Source organism: Halomarina rubra (genome assembly GCF_023699475.1).
Lineage (GTDB): Archaea > Halobacteriota > Halobacteria > Halobacteriales > Haloarculaceae > Halomarina > Halomarina rubra.
The window spans coordinates 815818-833485 of sequence record NZ_JALXFV010000008.1 but is presented as its reverse complement, the minus strand read 5'-3'; the positions used below and the strand labels follow the sequence as shown (position 1 = coordinate 833485).

Genomic DNA, 17668 nt, shown 5'->3' with positions numbered 1-17668 from the left:
GAACGGACGGGTATGCTCTCGGACGAGTTCGGCCGCGAGGTCACGGGCGTCCGTCTCTCTCTCACCGACCGGTGTAACTTCGACTGCGTCTACTGCCACAACGAGGGGCTGGGGGACACGCGTGGGCCGATGGAGGCACAGGACGACGAGATGACCGCCGACGACGTCGTTCGGTTCCTGGAGGTCGCCGAGGAGTTCGGCGTCGAGAAGGCGAAGTTCACGGGCGGCGAACCGATGCTCCGCCAGGACCTCGAAGAGATCATCGAGCGCACGCCCGACTCGATGGAGACGTCCCTGACCACCAACGGCACGTACCTCCCTGGACGTGCGGAGGCGCTGGTCGAGGCGGGCCTCGACCGGGTGAACGTCTCGCAGGACGCTCTCGACCCGAAGGCGTTCCGCGAGTTGACCAAGAGCGGCGCGTACGACGACGTCGTCGCGGGCGTGAAAGCGGCCGTCGAGGCGGGGTTGACCCCTGTCAAACTCAACATGGTCGTCTTCGAGAAGACCGCGGGCTACGTCCCCGAGATGGTCGACTACGTCGCCGAGAACGACGGCCTCCAGTTGCAGCTCATCGAGTACATGCCCGAACTGGCGGGTCGACCGGAGTGGGCCATCGACATCCAGCGGGTCCACGACTGGCTCGAAGAGCAGGCCGACCGGGTCGAGCGCCGCGAGATGCACGGCCGACGACGGTACTGGGTCGGCGAGACGGACTCCTCCGAGGGGGGGATGGTCGAGATCGTCGACCCGGTGGGCAACGAGTCGTTCTGTGCGAACTGCCACCGCGTGCGCGTCACACACCAAGGGTACCTGAAGGGCTGTCTCAACCGCAACGACGACCTGCGGCCGATGGGCGAGATGACGAAACCGGAGATTCGCGAGGCGTTCCGCGAGGTCGTCGCCAACAGGGTGCCGTACTACGGCGAGTACCTCGTCCGCGACGACGACGACGAGTGGGTGGTCAACGAGAAGTACCTCGGGATGCCCGCCGACGCCGACTGAGCCGTCGGGGCGGTCGTTCTCCTCGAGTATCGTATCGCTCCTCCAGCCGACGGGCCGTTCTCCCCGAAGGCGAGGGGCTGTCGCACTCTCTCATGGGTCTCCCGATTCGGTGTGTTTAAGTGTCGGCACTGGGTTCGTACGAACGCAATCAGTGTAGGGAGGTCGGCTCCCGAGTGCGGACGCGGTGTCCGACGCGAAGATACGAAACGCGAGTCGTGGTAGCCAAGCTCGGCCCAAGGCGCTGGGTTGCTAACTCAGTGGCGTCAAGCCTCCGGGGTTCGAATCCCCGCCACGACGTCCGAATCCACAACACATGAGCCAGGAACAACCCGAGGGCGAAGAAGACGACGACATTCGTTACTTCGTCCGTATCGGTCAGACGGACCTCGACGGCACCAAGACCGTCGAGCGTTCGCTCAGCGAGATGAACGGTATCGGGCGACGAACCGCCCGCATCATCTGTGAGAAAGCAGACGTCGACCGCAAGGCGACGTTCGGCCGCCTCGAGGACGACGTCATCCAGAACGTCGTCGACGCCGTCGAGCAGTACGCCGACAGCATCCCGACGTGGCTCGCCAACCACCAGAGCGACTACTACACCGGCGAGACCACCCACGAGGTCGGCAACGAGCTCGAAATGTCCCGACGGAAGGACATCAACCGGATGCAGATGGTCGACTCCTACAAGGGCGTCCGTCACAAACGCGGCCAGAAAGTCCGTGGGCAGCGCACGAAGTCCACCGGTCGCTCCGAGGGGACCATCGGTGTGAACGTCGAAGCCATCAAAGAAGAGCAGGAGGCTGAGTGATGACGCTCGGACAGAACACCAAGCTCTACGAGACCCCGAACCACCCCTACCAGGGCGAGCGTATCGCCGAGGAGTCCGGTCTCACCGGCCGCTACGGCCTGACGAACAAGGAGGAGCTCTGGAAGGCGCAGTCCGAACTGCGCGACTACCGCCGTGAGGCCCGCCGACTGCTCGGCGAGTCCCAGGGTGACGCCGAGGCCGCCGCCGAGGCCGGCGAGGAGTTCCTCGCCAGTCTGAAGCGCAAGGGTATCCTCGGGGAGAACGACTCCCTTGACGACATCCTGTCGCTCGACGTCACGGACGTGCTCGAACGCCGCCTCCAGACGGTCGCGTACCGCAAGGGGCTGGCGAGCACGCCGACCCAGGCACGACAGTTCATCGTCCACGGCCACGTCGTCGTGAGCGACTCGCGCGTGACGATTCCGTCGTACACCGTCACGACCAGCGAGGAAGACACCATCGAGTTCGACGAGAACAGTCCGCTGGCGGACGACCTGCACCCCGCCCGCGCGGAGGGTCAAGAATGAGCCAACAGGAACCCGAGGGCCGCTGGGCCATCGCACACGTCCACGCATCGTTCAACAACACCATCATCACCATCACGGACGAGACGGGCGCGGAGACGCTCGCGAAGTCCTCCGGTGGGACGGTCGTGAAGCAGAACCGCGACGAGGCGTCGCCGTACGCGGCCATGCAGATGGCCGAGACGGTCGCCGAGGACATCATGGCGCAGGGCATCGAAGGCGTCCACGTCCGCGTCCGCGGTCCGGGGGGCAACCTGCAGAAGAACCCCGGTCCCGGCGCGCAGGCGACCATCCGAGCGCTCGCACGTGCGGGCCTCGAGATCGGTCGCATCGAGGACGTCACGCCGATCCCCCACGACGGGACCCGACCGCCGAAGAACAGCGGGTTCTGAGCCATGAGTGAGTTCGACGTGGAGTTCATCGACCGCTCCGAGGACGACCGGGACGCCCGGTTCGTCGTCCGTGGCGTCACGCCCGCGTTCGCCAACGGCATCCGCCGAGCGATGATCGCGGACGTCCCGACGCTCTCGATCGACGAGCTACGCGTCATCGAGAACTCGTCGGTGATGTTCGACGAGATGATCGGGCTTCGTCTGGGGCTCGTCCCGCTGACGACCCCGCCCGGCGAGTTCGAGGAGGGCGAGACCGTCACCCTCGCGCTCGACGTGCAGGGTCCGGCGACGGCGTACTCCGGCGACCTCGTCTCGGCCGACGGGATGGTCGCCCCGGCGGACGAGAACGTCCCCATCATCGACCTCAAGGAGAGCCAGCGCCTCGAACTGGAGGCCGAAGCGGTGCTCGACCACGGCAAGACCCACGCCAAACACCAGGGCGGGGTCGCGGTCGGCTACCGTCACCTCCAGACCGTCGAAGTCGTCGGTGACCTCGGCGAGTTCGCGGACGACGACCCACAGATCCTCCGCGGTGTCATCGAGGAGGACGGCGAGCTCGTTCCGACCGAGGAGTTCGGCAACGACCTCCGGAACCGGTACCCCGGTAAGGAGGTGCGCGTCGAGGACGTCCCCGGCGCGTTCGTCTTCGACGTCGAGACCGACGGGTCGATGAGCGCGCCCGAACTGGTGCTCGAAGCCGTCGACTCGCTGTACGCACGCGCAGACGAACTCGAAGAAGCGGTCCAGTTGTAACGATGTCCCGAACCCCCAACCCCGTGGTGATGACGCAGGCCCCGCAGAGCCGACGGACCGAAAGGGGTTTTACGGGAAACGACACACAGTACAAACGCGCAGGGATAGCCAAGTCTGGCCAACGGCGCGGCGTTCAGGGCGCCGTCCTTCAGGGGTCCGCAGGTTCGAATCCTGCTCCCTGCATTTCTCTCACAATTCAGAACAATGAGTAAGACGAACCCGAGACTCCAGAGTCTCATCGCCGACTGTAAGGCCGCCGCACGCAGCGGTGCCGCGGTGTGGGGCGACGTCGCCGACCGGCTCGAATCGCCACGGCGAACGCACGCGGAGGTCAACCTCGGGCGTATCGAACGGTACGCTCAGGAAGAAGAGACCGTCATCGTCCCCGGGAAGGTCCTCGGCAGTGGTGCGCTCCGCAAGGACGTCACCGTCGCTGCCGTCGACTTCTCCGGGACGGCCCGCACGAAGATCAGTCAGGTCGGTGAGGCCATCGACCTCGAACAGGCAATCGAACAGAACCCAGAGGGCTCCAACGTCCGGGTGATCCGATGAGCGTCGCCGAGTTCGACGCCGACGTCGTCGTCGACGCCCGAGACTGCATCCTCGGTCGCGTCTCCAGCGAGGTCGCCCAGCGCGTGATGGACGGCGAGCGTGTCGCCGTCGTCAACGCAGAGCAGGCCATCATCACCGGCGACGAGGAGGACGTGCTGTCGGTCTACCGAAAGCGCGTCGAGGTCGGCTCCGACCAGGGTCCGTACTACCCGCGTCGTCCCGACCGCCTCTTCAAGCGCGCCATCCGCGGCATGGTCCCGTACAAGACCCCCCGCGGGCGCGAGGCGTTCGAGAACGTCCGAACGTACGTGGGCAACCCGTACGAGGACCAGGAGGCCGTCATCCTCGACGGCACCTCCCTCGACCGTCTGTCGAACATCAAATTCGTCACGCTGGGCGAGATCAGCGACCAGATCGGGGCCAACGTCACATGGTAACCAACACGAGTGGCAAGAAGAAGACCGCAATCGCCCGGGCGACGGTCCGCGAGGGCCAGGGCCGGGTGCGCATCAACGCACAGCCAGTCGAGCTGACCGAGCCGGAGATGGCGCGGTTGAAGATGCTCGAACCGTTCCGCATCGCGGAGGAGGAGCTCCGTGACACCGTGGACGTCGAAGTCGACGTCTCCGGTGGCGGCGTGATGGGGCAGGCCGACGCGGCCCGCACCGCAATCGCTCGTGGACTCGTCGAGTTCACGAACGACGCCGAACTGCGCGACGCGTACATGACGTTCGACCGCTCGCTGCTGGTCAACGACGTCCGTCAGGCCGAGTCCAAGAAGTGGGGCGGCCCCGGTGCACGGGCGCGTTACCAGAAGTCCTACCGCTAGGTGACTCAATCATGATGATCCCCGTCCGGTGTTTCACGTGCGGCAAAGTCGTGGGTGAACACTGGGAGGAGTTCAAGCAGCGAACGAAGGAGGGCGACGAGAACCCTGCCGACGTGCTCGACGAACTCGGCGTCGACCGGCCGTGCTGCCGACGCATGCTCGTCTCGCACAAGGACCTCGTCGACATCGTCGCACCCTACCAGTGATGGCACGACAGGACCACAACCGCTACGAGAAGGCCCGCATCATCGGCGCGCGAGCGCTGCAGGTGTCCTACGGTGCACCCGTGCTCGTCGACTCCGAGCAGACCGAACCCATCCTGGTCGCCGCCGAGGAGTACGACGCGGGCGCACTGCCGTTCACCGTCATCAGGGGGCAACAGTGACGCTCATCACCGAGGTGCGACTGCGCCGTATCCTCGACTCGCGGGGCAACCCGACGGTCGAGGCCGACGTCTCCACCGAGAGCGGTGGGTTCGGCCGCGGGGCCGCACCCTCCGGCGCGTCCACCGGCGAGTACGAGGCCATCGAGTTGCCCGCCGAGGAGGCCATCGCGAACGCCCGCGAACTCGCCGTCCCTCGGCTGGAGGGGCAGGTGTACGCCGGCGACCAGCGCTCGGTCGACTACGTGCTGCGCGAGGCCGACGGCACCGACGACTTCTCGGAGATCGGTGCCAACAGCGCCGTCGCCATCTCGATGGCCGCGGCGAAGGCGGGTGCCGACATGCTCGGCGCACCGCTGTACCAGCACCTCGGTGGTGCGTTCCGTGGCAACCAGTTCCCGACACCGCTCGGGAACGTCATCGGCGGCGCCGAACACGCCGCCGACGCGACGGACATCCAGGAGTTCCTCGCCGCACCCGTCGGCGCGCCCAGTGTGGCCGACGCCGTGTTCGCCAACGCGGCCGTCCACGGCGCGGCGCGCGACATCCTCGCCGAGCGCGGCGAGGCCGCCGCGAAGGGCGACGAGGGCGCGTGGGCACCCTCGATCGACGACGCCGAAGCGTTCGACGTGATGGCCGAGGCCGTCTCGCAGGTCGCCGAGGAGGTCGGCTTCGAGATTCGGTTCGGTCTCGACGTCGCCGCCACCGAACTGTACGAGGACGGCACGTACGTCTACTCGGACACCGAGCGCACGCCCGACGAGCAGGTCGACTACATCGCCGACCTCGTCGAGCAGTACGACCTCGTCTACGTCGAGGACCCCCTCGACGAGAACGACTACGAGGGCTTCGCCGCGCTGACCGAGAAGGTCGGTGCCAGCGGGCACCCAGGCGAAGACTGCCTCGTCTGTGGTGACGACCTGTTCGTCACGAACGTCGAGCGACTGGAGGAGGGCATCGAGGAGGGTGCGGCCAACAGCATCCTCGTCAAGCCCAACCAGATCGGCACGCTCTCGGAGGCGTTCGACGCCATCGAACTGGCGCGCGAACACGGGTACGACGCCGTCGTCTCCCACCGCAGTGGGGAGACCGAGGACACGACGATTGCACACCTGGCCGTGGCGACCGCCGCCCCGTTCATCAAGACGGGCGCGGTCGGCGGCGAGCGAACCGCGAAACTCAACGAACTGATCAGAATCGAGGAAAACGCATGAGCGACAACGAAGAAGGGCTCGAAGAGGTCGAGGAGACCGCCGAGTCCGACGAAGAAGTAACGCCCGCCGCCGAGGAAGCGGCCGAAGCAGACGCCCCCGACGCGGCCCCCGAGGCCGCCGCCGAGACCGAGGAGACCGAAGAGGACGTCGAACCGGTGCTCGACGAAGACGTCATGCCCGACGACGAGGTCGACCTCCTCATCCCCGTCGAGGACTACCTCGCTGCCGGTGCCCACATCGGGACCCAGCAGAAGACGAAGGACATGGAGCGGTTCATCCACCGCGTCCGGACCGACGGCCTGTACGTGCTCGACGTCTCCCAGACCGACGACCGCATCCGCACGGCCGCGCGGTTCCTCGCGAACTACAACCCCGAGCAGATTCTCGTGGCCAGTTCGCGCCAGTACGGTCGGTTCCCGGCCGAGAAGTTCGCCGACGCTGTCGGCGCACGCGCTCGCACGGGCCGGTTCATCCCCGGCACGCTGACGAACCCGCAGTACGACGGCTACATCGAACCGGACGTCGTGGTCGTCACCGACCCCATCGGCGACGCCCAGGCGGTCAAGGAGGCCATCACGGTCGGCATCCCCGTCGTCGCGATGTGTGACTCGAACAACTCCACGTCGAACGTGGACCTCGTCGTCCCGACGAACAACAAGGGTCGCAAGGCCCTGTCGGTCGTCTACTGGCTGCTGGCCAACGAGACGCTCGACAACCGCGGTGCCGAACCCTCCTACGCGCTGGAGGACTTCGAGACCGACATCTGAAACGCGTTTTCGATTAGCAGTTCTTCCGTTCACCGCGCCCCACAGCGGCGACGCTCCCGTGCGTGTCGTCCGGAGACCGGCCGGTCGAGCGACAGCGCTCCGGGGTCGTCCGGAGCCATTCGTCCGCTCTCGATTCGGTCTGTAGCGTCAGTAAGGGTCGCTCCCGCCACCGCTCCCGTTCGTCGTGCCCTCGTCACCGCCGCCGCCACCCTCTCCTTCGATGGCCGCCCCGTCGGGTGCGAGGAGGAACCAGACGCCGCCGACGCCCTGGCCGGTGGTGTCGCCGGGCGACTCGTCGGGGGCGTAGTAGTACAGCGGGACGCCGCCGGCGGTGACCTGCATCGCCCCGTCCCGTCGTTCGGTCGTCCCGAGGTCGGCGTCGACTCCCTCGCCGGCGCTCGGTTCGCCCTCGACGGTGAGCGGCGGCCAGGTCTCCGCACACCCGTCGTAGCAGGTGCTCTCTCCGCCCTCGTCGTTCGTGAACAGGTACAGCGCCATCCCCTCGGCGTCGGCGAGGAACTCGCCGTACTGCTCGGAGGTGGCGACGGTGACCGTCGCGTCACCGCCGGCCGTCGCCCCACCGGTTCCGGTCCCGCCGCCTCCAGCGTCCGTCCCGTTACCCGACGGGCCGGCCGGTGCGGTCGTCGTCTCCCCGTCACCGTCGTCGCCGCCGAGACACCCGGCGAGACCGCCGACTACCGCCGCCACCCCGGTCGCGAGATACGTCCGTCGTCGCATATCGAGTCGTACGTTACCGAGCACCATCGACGTTTCGATTCGCTGTTCAGTTCACTCGTGCGTCACGATTGGCTGCGGCCGCCGGCGATTACTACGACCACCGCGACCGCTCAGCCTCCCACGACCGCCGGGGCGTCACATCACTGCTGGACCCAGCGCTCCCTCGTCGAGCGGTCGCGAGCGACCGGGTCGGGTGGGAGCCGATTCGTGGTCGCGTTCGGACACGCTTAAACGGTCGCTCCGGCAGTACCGAGTATGACCGTTTCGAGTGCGCCGGGGAAGGTGTACCTCTTCGGCGAGCACGCCGTCGTCTACGGCGAACCGGCGGTCCCGTGCGCCATCGAACGGCGCGCACGGGTGACCGTCGAGTCGCGTGACGACGACCGCCTCCGCGTCGAAGCTCGCGACCTCACGCTCGACGGGTTCACCGTCGAGTACAGCAGCGGCGCGAGCGACGCGCCGGACGTGAACGTCCCGACGCCGCTCGTCGAGGCGGCGATGGGTTACGTGGACGGCGCTGTCGAACAGGCTCGCGACGTCGCCGACGCCCCCGACGCGGGCTTCGACATGGTCGTCGAGAGCGACATCCCGCTCGGAGCGGGGCTCGGCTCGTCGGCGGCCGTCGTCGTCGCGGCCATCGACGCCGCCGCCCGTGAACTCGACTGTGACCTCACACCCGAGGAGGTCGCCGACCGCGCCTACCGGGTCGAACACGAGGTGCAGGACGGCCAGGCCTCTCGCGCCGACACGTTCTGCTCGGCGATGGGCGGGGCCGTCCGCGTCGAGGGCGACGACTGTGCGCGCATCGAGGACGTCCCGAACCTACCGCTCGTCGTCGGCTACGACGGCGGCGCGGGCGACACGGGCGAACTCGTCGCCGGCGTTCGCGCGCTGCGCGACGAGTACGCGTTCGCCGCCGACACCGTCGAGGCCATCGGCGACGTGGTCCGGGAGGGGGAGGACGCGCTGGCGGAGGACGACGTCTCGGCGGTCGGCAAACTGATGAACTTCGACCACGGCCTGCTGTCGGCGCTCGGCGTCTCCTCGCGCTCGCTGGACGCGATGGTGTGGGCCGCCCGAGAGGCGGGCGCGCTCGGCGCGAAACTGACCGGCGCTGGCGGCGGCGGCTGTATCGTCGCGCTCGACGAGACGCCCGCGACGGAGACAGCGCTGAGCTACACGCCCGGCTGTGAGTCTGCGTTCCGGGCCGAACTCGACCGCGAGGGGGTGCGTGCGGAGTGATCATCGTCAAACTCGGCGGGAGCGTCATCACCGACAAGGACACCCCCGAGACGGTCGACGAGGCGTCGCTGACGCAGGCGGCCCGAGCGCTGGCGGCCGTCGACGACGACCTCATCGTCGTCCACGGCGGCGGGTCGTTCGGCCACCACTTCGCCAGCGAGTACGACGTCTCCCGGACGCAGGGCACCGAGGAGTACGAGGGCGTCGTCGCCATCCACGACGCGATGGCGCGACTCAACGGCGAAGTGCTGGACGCGCTCCACGCCGAGGACGTCCCAGCCGTCCCCGTCCACCCGTTCTCGGCGGGCTTTCGCAACACCGTCGCCGACCTGGTCTTCCCGACCGGGCAGGTCCGGACGCTGCTCCGCGAAGGGTTCGTCCCGGTGCTCCACGGCGACGTCGTCGGCCACGAGGGCCGCGGCGCGACCATCCTCTCGGGTGACGAGTTGGTCGTCGAACTCGCCGAACGCCTCGACGCCGAGCGCGTCGGCCTCTGCTCTGCGGTGCCCGGCGTCTACGACGAGAACGACGAGGTCGTCGAGCGCATCAGGGCGTTCGGCGAGGTCGCGGGCGCACTCGGCGAGAGCGAGTCGACCGACGTCACCGGCGGGATGGCCGCGAAGGTCGAGGAACTGCTCGCGCTCGACGTCCCCGCGACCATCTTCGACCTCGACGGTCTCGACGCGTTCGTCCGCGAAGAGCGAGTCGGGACGCGCATCGGCTGACCGGGGGACAGGCGACCAGTCGCGGGAATCCGTCTCGACGACCCGACGTGGGTACCCGTCTCGACACCCACAGTTAAGCGATAGCGTCACGGGCGTGTCACCATGCACCACGACGACGACGGGGGCACGCGCCCGACGCGACAGACCGCGGGTGATTCTCGGTGAGCGAGTGGCCCGTGACGCCCGCGAGTACCGACGTGTTCCGCGATGACCTGTTCGAGGGCCAGCGCGTGCTGATTACGGGCGGTGGCACCGGTATCGGCCGAGAACTCGCGCTGGCGTTCGCCGACCACGGTGCGGACGTGGCCGTCGCCTCGCGGTCGATGGAGCACCTCGCTCCCGTCGCCGACGATATCGAGCAGCGGGGCGTGCAGGCGTGTGCGACCACCGTCGATGTGCGCGAGTACGACGCCGTCGAGGCGATGCGCGACACGGTCGTCTCCGAGTTGGGTGGTATCGACGTGCTCGTGAACAACGCGGGCGCGAACTTCCTCAGTCCCACCGAGTCGCTCTCGCCGAACGGGTGGCGGGCGGTCGTCGGGACCATCCTCGACGGGACGGCGTACTGCACGCTCGCGGTCGGCGAACACATGATGGAGACCGACGGTGGCACGATTCTCTCGATGGGCGCGACCAACAGCGTCGGCGGCGCGCCGTACCACGCCCACTCCGGGGCCGGGAAGGCGGGCGTCCACAACCTGATGCAGACGGTCGCCAACGAGTGGGCGGGCCACGGCATCCGGGCGAACACCGTCGCACCGGGTATCGTCGAGACCGAGGGCGTCGCTGAGGCGGCCGGGGGCGAGTTGCCCGCGTCGATGCTGGAGACCATCCCCGCCGACCGGTTCGGCGAGGCCGCCGACTGCGTTCCGCTGACGCTGTTCCTCGCCAGTCCCGCCGCGGCGTACGTTACGGGGAGCTACTTCGTCGTCGACGGTGGGCACGCGCTCCCGACGGTACCGTACTGACCCCGTGACGGTTCGGAGGACGGGCCGACCTCGCTCAGTCGTCGGCCGCCATCCGGTCGGCGTCTTCGAGCGCCCAGCGGCGGACGTACGCCTCGACGGCGTCGCGGGTGTTGACCGCCTCGACACCCTCGGACTCGACGCGGTCGATGGTCTCCGTCGCCTCTTCGAGCATCCGGCGTTCGGTCGGCGTCTGGTCGGGTTCGTCCCGGACGTCGTTCAACAGCGCCTCGAAGTCCTCGCGGATGTCGAAGGAGGCGCGCGCGACGTTACACCGCGAGAGCGGCGACATTCCGGTGTCGAGGACGAGGTCGGTGACGAGGTCCCAGTCGGAGTCACAGAAGTGGATGGACACCTCTCCGACGATGTCGCGCCACGCGATTGGTCCCGAGTTCTTCATCGAGCGCACCGCTCGTGGTGGGAGGTCGAGACGGGTCACGGTGTCGCGGTCGCCGCAGAGACAACACGGCTTCTCCGTCTTGCCCGTGTACATGTCGGGGGCTACGGGACGAGGGGGCTTGTCGTCTGTGGCCCCGGTGGTTCACGCCATCCTGAACACAGCTTCTTGGCCGTGGGGGTAGTTCACACACATTGATGAGGACGATTCGATCAGAGACGGTCATCGACGCGCCGCCGTCGGCCGTCTGGTCGGTGCTCGCTGACCTCGACGCCTACGAGGAGTGGAACCCGCACATCACGACGGCGGCCGGTGACCTGCAGGAGGGGAGTCGGGTGACGATATCGGTCGACCAGCGCGACCGGACCCGGACGTTTCGGCCGACGGTGACGACGGTCGACGCGCCGCGACGGCTCCAGTGGGTGGGCACGGTGGGGCCGTCGTGGCTGTTCGAGGGGCGACACACGTTCGACCTCGAACCGCTGGCGGACGACCGGACGCTGCTCGTCAACCACGAACGGCTCTCGGGACTGCTCGTGCGGTTCGTCTCCGGCGAGGAGGACACCGCGGCCTACGAGTCGATGAACTGGGCGCTCGCGGAACGTCTCGACCGACTGCGGACGCCGGACCCCTCGCCGGAGTCGACGCACTGACAGGCCGACCCACCGACCGGTCGACGGCGCGAGACAAAGCACTCCTCGCCCCGCCAGCGAGTACGGATGTCGAATCGCTTAAGCGCGGGACACGGAAAGCGGAGGCATGGACACGGCCGAGCGGCGGGACCTGATGACCCGCTACACCGAAGAGGTCGTCACCGACGAGGAACTCCTCGACGTTCTCGAACGCGACTCGCCGAGCGCGTACATCGGCTACGCGCCGACCGGCGAGATGCACATCGGTCACTTCACGACCATCCGGAAACTCGCCGACTTCCTCCGGGCGGGCGTCGAGGTGACGGTGCTCGTCGCGGACCTCCACGCACACCTCGACGACGAGAAGAGCCCGTTCGACCTGCTCGACGCCCGGACCGACTACTACCAGCAGGCCATCGAGGCGATGGTCGAGGTGGCCGGCGCGGACCCCGAGAACATCGAGTTCGTCCAGGGTCGCGAGTTCGAACTCGACCAGCCCTACACGCTCGACCTCTACCGGATGCTCGCCGACACGACCATCTCTCGCGCGACGCGCGCCGGCAGCGAGGTCGTCCGCCAGTCCGACAACCCGAAACTCGGGGGACTGGTCTACACGCTGATGCAGAGTCTCGACGTCGCCGCGCTCGACGCCGACATCGCCTACGGCGGCATCGACCAGCGCGGCATCTACATGCTCGCCCGCGAGATGCTGCCCGACTACGGCTACGACAAGCCCGTCTGCGTGTTCGCGCCGCTGCTGTCGGGGCTGACCGGCGGGAAGATGTCCGCCAGCGACGCCGCCTCGAAGGTGAACCTGACCGACGACCGCGAGACGGTCCGCGAGAAACTAGGGCAGGCGTACTGCCCGATGGGCGAGGTCGAGGACAACGGCGTGCTGGAGTACGCGCGCTACCTCGTCTTCCCGCTACTCGAAGAGCAGGACGAGGCGTTCCAGGTCGAACGCCCCGAGAAGTTCGGTGGCGACCTCGTCTACGAGGACTACGAGTCGCTCGAAGCCGACTTCGTCAGCGAGGACCTCCACCCGCAGGACCTCAAGAACGCGACGGCCGACCACATCGCCGACGCCGTCGCCCCCGTCCGCGAGCGACTGCTGGCCGACTCCGACCTGCTCGCGACGGCCTACCCCGACCAGTACGACTGATCGCCCTCGACGACGGTCTCGGTCACCGGCCTGCCGGGGCGTCGGCCGCCGAGGAATAACTTTACTATCACACCCGCCGGCATCACTGCTAACGACATGGCAACGGTGATTCGTGCGGCGATACCTGCCGACGAGTTCGCGCTCCGGCAGACGATTTCGACCGTTCCGGAGGTGGAGTTCGAGTGCGAGCGCATCGTCGAGAGCGGGACGGAGGCCGTGATGCCGCTCATCTGGGCACGGAGCGTCGCCCGGGAGGACCTCGAGGCGGCACTCGACGAGGACCCGGACGTCCGAGAGTACTCACTGCTCGCGGACTTCGGCGAGGAACTGCTCTACCGGATGGTGTGGGTCGACCACGTCCGCCTCGTCCTGGAGATGGTGACGACACTCGAAGCGACGGTGATGAACGCCTACTCCGACGCCAGCGAGTGGGAGTTCCGCATCCTCTACCCCGACCGCGAGGCGCTCTCGAAGACCAACGAGTTCTGTGAGAGCCACGGTCTCTCCTTCGAGATTCGGCACGTTCGCGAGATGGAGGGCGAACCGTCGGGCCGGTTCGGCCTGACCAAAGAGCAGTACGAGGCGCTGACGAACGCCTGCGAACAGGGCTACTACTCGGTGCCGCGTGAGACGGACCTCGACGAACTGGCCGACGAACTGGGCATCTCCCACCAGGCACTCTCCGAACGGCTCCGACGGGGGACGGAGGTGCTCGTCCAGGAGGCGCTGCTGGTCGGTCCGATGTCCAATCGCTGACTCCCGTCTCCCTGCTCCCCCTTTCGTCCGCGAACCCGTTCTCCCCGGTAACACTGCCGTCACCCGCTGACACCGGGGTTCGCTGAACTATAAGTCGGTTCCAGCGCGTACCTGGTAACGTGATGCAACCTGAAGTCAGTTCGACAGCGGTACTCCTGCAGGCGACGTTCGACTCGGCGACCGCCGAGGTCGTCTTCCTGGTCGCGCGCGTCCTGTTCGGTGGTGTCCTCGCGTTCATGGGGTTGAACCACTTCCTGAACGGTGACCAGATGGCGGGCTACGCGGACGCGAAGGGTGTCCCGGCGGCCGAGGTGATGGTCCCGCTCTCCGGTGGGATGCTCCTGTTGGGTGGGCTCTCCGTCGTCACCGGCGCGTTCCCGGTGCTCGGGGCGGGAGCGCTCGCCGTGTTCCTGCTCGTCTCGACGCCGACGATGCACGACTTCTGGGCCGCCCCCGAGGAGCAACAGCAGACCGAGATGACGCAGTTCCTGAAGAACGTCGCGCTCGTCGGAGGCGCGCTCGCGTTCCTCGCGCTCGGGGGTGGGGCCTGGCCGTTCGCCGTCGAGATGACGGCGCTCTGAGCGGGCCCGTCCCGTCGGAGTTCGAGGAGGTACCGCGCGGTGACGCGATTGGCTGTGTGAAGGCTTCACACGGCCACTGACGGTAATATTATTGTTTTGCAGGCATGAGGGAAGCGTATGACCCACACCTGCAGGAACTGCAAGCGGACGTTCACGTCGAAACTCGAACTCGAACTGCACCGCGACACCTGCTCGGACGCGCAGTTGTTCTGCGGGAAGTGTGGCGACCGGTTCGCGGAGCGACGGGCGACACGCGACGGCTGGCACTACGAGTGCCCGAGCGACGAGTGCGACGGGGCCGGCATCGGCGAGGACCTGCGCCGAGTACGCGACGCCATCTCCGTCTCCCGGTAGCCCGACCGGAGGACCCCGTCGTCGACGAACCGCCGCGCCCACCCTTCTCGCGCTCCTGCAGGACGCGCTCGCCTCGTGCAGTGTGCTGTCACTTCTCGATACGCTCGTGTGCCAACTCGTCGAGCGTCGCCAGCGCTCGCCGACACACCACCGCGTAGCCCGCCGCGAGCGGCGGAATCTCGAACACCACTCGACAGCGCTCCCCGTCGAGCGACTCGACGCGGTGACCCGTCGCCGGAAGCGTCGGTCCGATGTCGAGCACGTTCCGCAGCGCGTCGGTCAGCGGCGGACTCACCGACCACGTCCAGCGGTACTCCTCGCAGGTGGTGACACGGAAGCGCGCCCACGGCCCGCCCGGCGCGTCGAGTTGGACCCGTCCCGTCGTCCCGGTCTCGACGTAGCGGACGTCGCAGTCGACGGCGCGGACGCTCGGCCCCCAGTCGGGCCAACGAGTCGTGTCTCGGAGCAGGCCCCACAGCACGTCGGCGGGCGCGTCGACCACGCGGTCGACTTCGACGCGCATCCCGTCGGGAGTCCGCGACAGCGAGGGTGTCATACCCGGTGTACGGCGGCGGCCCCCTTCACGGCGAGGGCGACGGTCCCGTCCCCGCGGTCCGTGGCGTCTCCCCCGTCCGGGGAGTTATGTCGACGGCCTGTGAGCCACCCTCATGGAGTACACCACGCTCGGTGACACCGGCACGACCGTCTCGCGCATCTGTCTGGGCTGTATGAGCTTCGGTACGAGCGACTGGCGCGACTGGGTGCTCGACGAGGAGGCGGGCCTCGAACTCGTCGACCGGGCCATCGACCTCGGTATCAACTTCTTCGACACCGCCAACATGTACTCGAACGGCGAGTCCGAGCGCGTCCTCGGGAAGGCGCTGGAGGGCCGCCGCGAGGAGCAGGTCGTCGCCACGAAGGGGTTCTTCCAGATGGACGACGACGACCCCAACTCGGGGGGCCTCTCGCGGAAGGCCATCGAACAACAACTCGACGCCTCGCTCGACAGGCTGGGGATGGAGTGTGTCGACCTCTACCAGACCCACCGCTGGGACTACGACACACCCATCGAGCAGACCATGCGCGCGCTCGACGACGCGGTCCGGCGGGGGAAGGCGCGCTACGTCGGTGCGAGTTCGATGCACACCTACCAGTTCGCCGAGGCACTCCACACGAGCGACCTCGAGAACCTCGAACGGTTCGCGACGATGCAGAACCACTACAACTTGTTGTACCGCGAGGAAGAACGCGAGATGCTCCCGTTCTGCGCCCAGGAGAACGTCGGCGTCGTCCCGTGGTCGCCGCTGGCGCGGGGCTACCTCGCTCGCCCACACGAGGAGTTCGACGCGACGACCCGCGGCAAGTCGGACTCCTACGCACGGTCGCACCCGTACTTCGAGGGCGGGGGCAAGGAGGTCAACGAGCGCGTCCAGGAACTCGCCGCCGAGGAGGACGCGACGATGGCCCAGATCGGCCTCGCGTGGCTGTTCTCGAAGGAGTGGGTCGACGCCCCCATCGTCGGGACGACGAGCGTCGAACACCTCGAAGAGGCCGTCGAAGCGCTCGACATCGACCTCTCGGACTCGGACGTGGAGTTCCTCGAAGAGCCCTACGAACCGGTCCGCGTCGCCGGTCACGAGTAGTCCCCCTCGCCACGCCGCTCAGGGCGTCGGCAGGTCCGGTTCGAACGTCGCGAGGAAGTCGTCGAAGGCGTCCTCTTCCGACGCCGTGTCGTCCTCTGCAGCTCGCTCGCCCTCGGGGGCGCGTGCCCCGTACGGCGCGATCTCCGTCACCTCCCGGCCACTCCGAGCCGGTGGGTACTGCGCCATCGCCGTTCGCATCGTCGCGTCCCCGAGGTGCGCCAGTTCCTGTCCGGTCGCGAACACCGGTCGGAGGCTCTCCGCCCAGCGGCGTTTCGTGGTCGTCCCCTCGGTTCGTCGCCGCGCGTCGCTGTCTCGATCGGTCATGGTGAGTCACCAGGTGTGCCCCGTGGTGGCACAGTTCGACCGGAGGTGAATAACCGTGCCGTCAGTCGCGCTCGCTGACAGTCCCGCCGGCGACCTGGTCGTGAGTGTGGTGGTAGAACTGGACGCACGCACCCTCGACGGGGTCGAAACAGACCCGTCGGTACAGCGTGTTGTCGAGCAGGTTGACCATCAGCCCCGAGTCGTGGACCGACACCGAGTCGTACGCCCGTTCACACACCGGGCACGTGGCGGGGGCGTCGTCGGGAACCTCCATACGCACCGTAGGGGTCCCGTCTCGAAAAACGCCGCGAGCGGTACGCCGAAACCGTGGGCGAGCGTAGGTGTGGTATGTCGCTCGTCAGGATGACGTGGCGCGACACGCTGTTCGCCCACTGGCCGGTCGACCCAGCAGTCGTCGAGCACCGTCTCCCGCCGAGGCTCGACGTCGATACGTACGACGGGCGAGCGTGGCTGAGCGTCGTCGGCTTTCGCATGGAGGGCATCCGACCGCGAGGGGTCCCCGCGTCGCTCGGGGTCTCGTTCGGCGAACTCAACCTCCGGACGTACGTCACCCACGAGGGGACGCCGGGCATCTACTTCTTCAACCTCGACGCCGGGGACCGCCTCGGCGTCGCCGTCGCCCGCCGAGCGTTCGGGCTCCCGTACTACGCCGCCTCGATGCGGATTCGGGACGTCGGCGCGCGCGACGACGGAGGGGGTGAGGGGTCGAACGACGGGCCGCGCGACGGCCCCCGCGTCCGGTTTCGCTCGCGTCGGACCCACCGCGACGCCCCGCCGCTCGCGTTCGACGGGGAGTACGGCCCGACCGACGGGTCGCTGGCCGACCCCGACCGGGCCGCGTTCCTCACCGAGCGCTACCGGTTCTACACCGCGGGCGTCGACGCCGCGACGGACGGCGTCGC

Annotated in this window: 27 protein-coding genes and 2 tRNA genes; 24 read left to right on the top strand and 5 right to left on the bottom strand. The window is 68.0% G+C overall.

What is annotated here, in order from left to right; translation table 11 throughout:
- Positions 1-12 precede the first annotated feature (12 nt).
- From moaA to rpsB, 14 genes are all read left to right on the top strand, one after another.
- Entirely contained in the window at positions 13-1005 is a 993-nt protein-coding gene (gene moaA, locus M1L36_RS19405) for a GTP 3',8-cyclase MoaA (RefSeq protein ID WP_250875388.1), read from the top strand.
- 212 nt (positions 1006-1217) lie between these two features.
- Positions 1218-1302: transfer RNA gene (locus M1L36_RS19400), tRNA-Ser, on the top strand.
- Between the two features lie 16 nt (positions 1303-1318).
- Positions 1319-1813, top strand: coding sequence for a 30S ribosomal protein S13 (locus M1L36_RS19395; protein ID WP_250875387.1), 495 nt, complete (start codon positions 1319-1321; stop codon positions 1811-1813).
- Positions 1813-2340: a 30S ribosomal protein S4 gene (locus M1L36_RS19390; protein ID WP_250875386.1), complete on the top strand. Its 528-nt coding sequence runs from the start codon at positions 1813-1815 to the stop codon at positions 2338-2340. The genes M1L36_RS19395 and M1L36_RS19390 overlap by 1 nt, the downstream gene beginning before the upstream one ends.
- The gene (locus M1L36_RS19385; protein ID WP_250875385.1) at positions 2337-2729 is read left to right on the top strand and encodes a 30S ribosomal protein S11; all 393 of its coding nucleotides are present in this window, start codon (positions 2337-2339) and stop codon (positions 2727-2729) included. The genes M1L36_RS19390 and M1L36_RS19385 overlap by 4 nt, the downstream gene beginning before the upstream one ends.
- Before the next feature lie 3 nt (positions 2730-2732).
- Complete coding sequence (locus M1L36_RS19380) at positions 2733-3482, top strand: DNA-directed RNA polymerase subunit D (RefSeq protein ID WP_250875384.1); 750 nt, start codon at positions 2733-2735, stop codon at positions 3480-3482.
- 98 nt (positions 3483-3580) lie between these two features.
- Positions 3581-3665: transfer RNA gene (locus M1L36_RS19375), tRNA-Leu, on the top strand.
- A 21-nt stretch (positions 3666-3686) separates the two neighbouring features.
- Positions 3687-4034 (top strand): 50S ribosomal protein L18e, encoded by a 348-nt coding sequence (locus M1L36_RS19370; RefSeq protein WP_250875383.1) that lies wholly within the window; start codon positions 3687-3689, stop codon positions 4032-4034.
- Positions 4031-4471 carry a 50S ribosomal protein L13 gene (locus tag M1L36_RS19365; protein ID WP_250875382.1) on the top strand — a complete coding sequence of 147 codons (441 nt, stop codon included), beginning with the start codon at positions 4031-4033 and terminating at the stop codon, positions 4469-4471. Before M1L36_RS19370 ends, M1L36_RS19365 begins: the two co-directional genes overlap by 4 nt.
- Positions 4465-4863 carry a 30S ribosomal protein S9 gene (locus M1L36_RS19360; RefSeq protein WP_250875381.1) on the top strand — a complete coding sequence of 133 codons (399 nt, stop codon included), beginning with the start codon at positions 4465-4467 and terminating at the stop codon, positions 4861-4863. Before M1L36_RS19365 ends, M1L36_RS19360 begins: the two co-directional genes overlap by 7 nt.
- An 11-nt stretch (positions 4864-4874) precedes the next feature.
- The gene (locus M1L36_RS19355) at positions 4875-5069 is read left to right on the top strand and encodes a DNA-directed RNA polymerase subunit N (protein WP_250875380.1); all 195 of its coding nucleotides are present in this window, start codon (positions 4875-4877) and stop codon (positions 5067-5069) included.
- Positions 5069-5248: a DNA-directed RNA polymerase subunit K gene (locus M1L36_RS19350; RefSeq protein ID WP_250875379.1), complete on the top strand. Its 180-nt coding sequence runs from the start codon at positions 5069-5071 to the stop codon at positions 5246-5248. Before M1L36_RS19355 ends, M1L36_RS19350 begins: the two co-directional genes overlap by 1 nt.
- Positions 5245-6459 carry a phosphopyruvate hydratase gene (eno, locus tag M1L36_RS19345; RefSeq protein WP_250875378.1) on the top strand — a complete coding sequence of 405 codons (1215 nt, stop codon included), beginning with the start codon at positions 5245-5247 and terminating at the stop codon, positions 6457-6459. The genes M1L36_RS19350 and eno overlap by 4 nt, the downstream gene beginning before the upstream one ends.
- A complete protein-coding gene (gene rpsB / locus M1L36_RS19340) occupies positions 6456-7226 on the top strand; it encodes a 30S ribosomal protein S2 (protein ID WP_250875377.1) in 771 nt (256 codons plus the stop codon). The genes eno and rpsB overlap by 4 nt, the downstream gene beginning before the upstream one ends.
- A gap of 147 nt (positions 7227-7373) precedes the next feature.
- Here the strand turns inward: rpsB and M1L36_RS19335 are convergent, their stop codons facing one another.
- The gene (locus tag M1L36_RS19335; RefSeq protein ID WP_250875376.1) at positions 7374-7964 is read right to left on the bottom strand and encodes a COG4315 family predicted lipoprotein; all 591 of its coding nucleotides are present in this window, start codon (positions 7962-7964) and stop codon (positions 7374-7376) included.
- 255 nt (positions 7965-8219) lie between these two features.
- Here M1L36_RS19335 and mvk point away from each other — a divergent pair, with 255 nt between their 5' ends.
- The 3 genes from mvk (at position 8220) to M1L36_RS19320 (ending at position 10899) form a co-directional block, all read left to right on the top strand.
- A complete protein-coding gene (gene mvk, locus M1L36_RS19330; protein WP_250875375.1) occupies positions 8220-9206 on the top strand; it encodes a mevalonate kinase in 987 nt (328 codons plus the stop codon).
- Entirely contained in the window at positions 9203-9931 is a 729-nt protein-coding gene (locus tag M1L36_RS19325; protein ID WP_250875374.1) for an isopentenyl phosphate kinase, read from the top strand. The genes mvk and M1L36_RS19325 overlap by 4 nt, the downstream gene beginning before the upstream one ends.
- A gap of 161 nt (positions 9932-10092) precedes the next feature.
- The gene (locus tag M1L36_RS19320; RefSeq protein WP_250875373.1) at positions 10093-10899 is read left to right on the top strand and encodes an SDR family oxidoreductase; all 807 of its coding nucleotides are present in this window, start codon (positions 10093-10095) and stop codon (positions 10897-10899) included.
- A 34-nt stretch (positions 10900-10933) separates the two neighbouring features.
- On the opposite strand, the gene M1L36_RS19315 is transcribed toward M1L36_RS19320, so the two are convergent.
- Complete coding sequence (locus M1L36_RS19315) at positions 10934-11389, bottom strand: DUF7960 family protein (RefSeq protein WP_250875372.1); 456 nt, start codon at positions 11387-11389, stop codon at positions 10934-10936.
- A 101-nt stretch (positions 11390-11490) separates the two neighbouring features.
- Between M1L36_RS19315 and M1L36_RS19310 the strand changes: the two genes are divergently transcribed.
- From M1L36_RS19310 to M1L36_RS19290, 5 genes are all read left to right on the top strand, one after another.
- Positions 11491-11946 carry an SRPBCC domain-containing protein gene (locus tag M1L36_RS19310; protein ID WP_250875371.1) on the top strand — a complete coding sequence of 152 codons (456 nt, stop codon included), beginning with the start codon at positions 11491-11493 and terminating at the stop codon, positions 11944-11946.
- Positions 11947-12052: 106 nt separating this feature from the next.
- A complete protein-coding gene (locus M1L36_RS19305) occupies positions 12053-13087 on the top strand; it encodes a tyrosine--tRNA ligase (RefSeq protein ID WP_250875370.1) in 1035 nt (344 codons plus the stop codon).
- A gap of 96 nt (positions 13088-13183) precedes the next feature.
- The gene (locus M1L36_RS19300; RefSeq protein ID WP_250875369.1) at positions 13184-13843 is read left to right on the top strand and encodes a helix-turn-helix domain-containing protein; all 660 of its coding nucleotides are present in this window, start codon (positions 13184-13186) and stop codon (positions 13841-13843) included.
- Positions 13844-13965: 122 nt separating this feature from the next.
- Positions 13966-14424, top strand: a complete 459-nt coding sequence (locus M1L36_RS19295) for a DoxX family protein (protein ID WP_250875368.1) — start codon at positions 13966-13968, stop codon at positions 14422-14424.
- 117 nt (positions 14425-14541) lie between these two features.
- Positions 14542-14778, top strand: coding sequence for a transcriptional regulator (locus M1L36_RS19290; RefSeq protein WP_250875367.1), 237 nt, complete (start codon positions 14542-14544; stop codon positions 14776-14778).
- 88 nt (positions 14779-14866) lie between these two features.
- On the opposite strand, the gene M1L36_RS19285 is transcribed toward M1L36_RS19290, so the two are convergent.
- Positions 14867-15334 (bottom strand): SRPBCC family protein, encoded by a 468-nt coding sequence (locus M1L36_RS19285; protein WP_250875366.1) that lies wholly within the window; start codon positions 15332-15334, stop codon positions 14867-14869.
- A 112-nt stretch (positions 15335-15446) separates the two neighbouring features.
- Between M1L36_RS19285 and M1L36_RS19280 the strand changes: the two genes are divergently transcribed.
- The gene (locus tag M1L36_RS19280) at positions 15447-16421 is read left to right on the top strand and encodes an aldo/keto reductase (RefSeq protein ID WP_250875365.1); all 975 of its coding nucleotides are present in this window, start codon (positions 15447-15449) and stop codon (positions 16419-16421) included.
- Positions 16422-16439: 18 nt separating this feature from the next.
- Here M1L36_RS19280 and M1L36_RS19275 read toward each other — a convergent pair whose 3' ends face one another.
- Together M1L36_RS19275 and M1L36_RS19270 are read right to left on the bottom strand one after the other, a co-directional pair.
- Positions 16440-16745 (bottom strand): hypothetical protein, encoded by a 306-nt coding sequence (locus M1L36_RS19275; protein WP_250875364.1) that lies wholly within the window; start codon positions 16743-16745, stop codon positions 16440-16442.
- A gap of 61 nt (positions 16746-16806) precedes the next feature.
- The gene (locus M1L36_RS19270) at positions 16807-17019 is read right to left on the bottom strand and encodes a DUF8145 family protein (protein ID WP_250875363.1); all 213 of its coding nucleotides are present in this window, start codon (positions 17017-17019) and stop codon (positions 16807-16809) included.
- A gap of 74 nt (positions 17020-17093) precedes the next feature.
- On the opposite strand from M1L36_RS19270, the gene M1L36_RS19265 reads away from it, so the two are divergent.
- Positions 17094-17668: YqjF family protein (locus M1L36_RS19265; protein ID WP_250875362.1), on the top strand; the 575-nt coding region annotated here is incomplete at its 3' end.

Coding starts and splice junctions, on each gene's coding strand:
- M1L36_RS19285 (WP_250875366.1), bottom strand. CDS start 15,334: ATGACACCCTCGCTGTCGCGGACTCCCGACGGGATGCGCGTCGAAGTC.
- M1L36_RS19360 (WP_250875381.1), top strand. CDS start 4,465: ATGGTAACCAACACGAGTGGCAAGAAGAAGACCGCAATCGCCCGGGCG.
- M1L36_RS19390 (WP_250875386.1), top strand. CDS start 1,813: ATGACGCTCGGACAGAACACCAAGCTCTACGAGACCCCGAACCACCCC.
- M1L36_RS19315 (WP_250875372.1), bottom strand. CDS start 11,389: ATGTACACGGGCAAGACGGAGAAGCCGTGTTGTCTCTGCGGCGACCGC.
- M1L36_RS19270 (WP_250875363.1), bottom strand. CDS start 17,019: ATGGAGGTTCCCGACGACGCCCCCGCCACGTGCCCGGTGTGTGAACGG.
- M1L36_RS19380 (WP_250875384.1), top strand. CDS start 2,733: ATGAGTGAGTTCGACGTGGAGTTCATCGACCGCTCCGAGGACGACCGG.
- M1L36_RS19305 (WP_250875370.1), top strand. CDS start 12,053: ATGGACACGGCCGAGCGGCGGGACCTGATGACCCGCTACACCGAAGAG.
- M1L36_RS19280 (WP_250875365.1), top strand. CDS start 15,447: ATGGAGTACACCACGCTCGGTGACACCGGCACGACCGTCTCGCGCATC.
- M1L36_RS19300 (WP_250875369.1), top strand. CDS start 13,184: ATGGCAACGGTGATTCGTGCGGCGATACCTGCCGACGAGTTCGCGCTC.
- mvk (WP_250875375.1), top strand. CDS start 8,220: ATGACCGTTTCGAGTGCGCCGGGGAAGGTGTACCTCTTCGGCGAGCAC.
- M1L36_RS19365 (WP_250875382.1), top strand. CDS start 4,031: ATGAGCGTCGCCGAGTTCGACGCCGACGTCGTCGTCGACGCCCGAGAC.
- moaA (WP_250875388.1), top strand. CDS start 13: ATGCTCTCGGACGAGTTCGGCCGCGAGGTCACGGGCGTCCGTCTCTCT.
- M1L36_RS19355 (WP_250875380.1), top strand. CDS start 4,875: ATGATGATCCCCGTCCGGTGTTTCACGTGCGGCAAAGTCGTGGGTGAA.
- M1L36_RS19290 (WP_250875367.1), top strand. CDS start 14,542: ATGACCCACACCTGCAGGAACTGCAAGCGGACGTTCACGTCGAAACTC.
- M1L36_RS19310 (WP_250875371.1), top strand. CDS start 11,491: ATGAGGACGATTCGATCAGAGACGGTCATCGACGCGCCGCCGTCGGCC.
- M1L36_RS19370 (WP_250875383.1), top strand. CDS start 3,687: ATGAGTAAGACGAACCCGAGACTCCAGAGTCTCATCGCCGACTGTAAG.
- M1L36_RS19295 (WP_250875368.1), top strand. CDS start 13,966: ATGCAACCTGAAGTCAGTTCGACAGCGGTACTCCTGCAGGCGACGTTC.
- rpsB (WP_250875377.1), top strand. CDS start 6,456: ATGAGCGACAACGAAGAAGGGCTCGAAGAGGTCGAGGAGACCGCCGAG.
- M1L36_RS19275 (WP_250875364.1), bottom strand. CDS start 16,745: ATGACCGATCGAGACAGCGACGCGCGGCGACGAACCGAGGGGACGACC.
- M1L36_RS19385 (WP_250875385.1), top strand. CDS start 2,337: ATGAGCCAACAGGAACCCGAGGGCCGCTGGGCCATCGCACACGTCCAC.
- M1L36_RS19335 (WP_250875376.1), bottom strand. CDS start 7,964: ATGCGACGACGGACGTATCTCGCGACCGGGGTGGCGGCGGTAGTCGGC.
- M1L36_RS19350 (WP_250875379.1), top strand. CDS start 5,069: ATGGCACGACAGGACCACAACCGCTACGAGAAGGCCCGCATCATCGGC.
- M1L36_RS19395 (WP_250875387.1), top strand. CDS start 1,319: ATGAGCCAGGAACAACCCGAGGGCGAAGAAGACGACGACATTCGTTAC.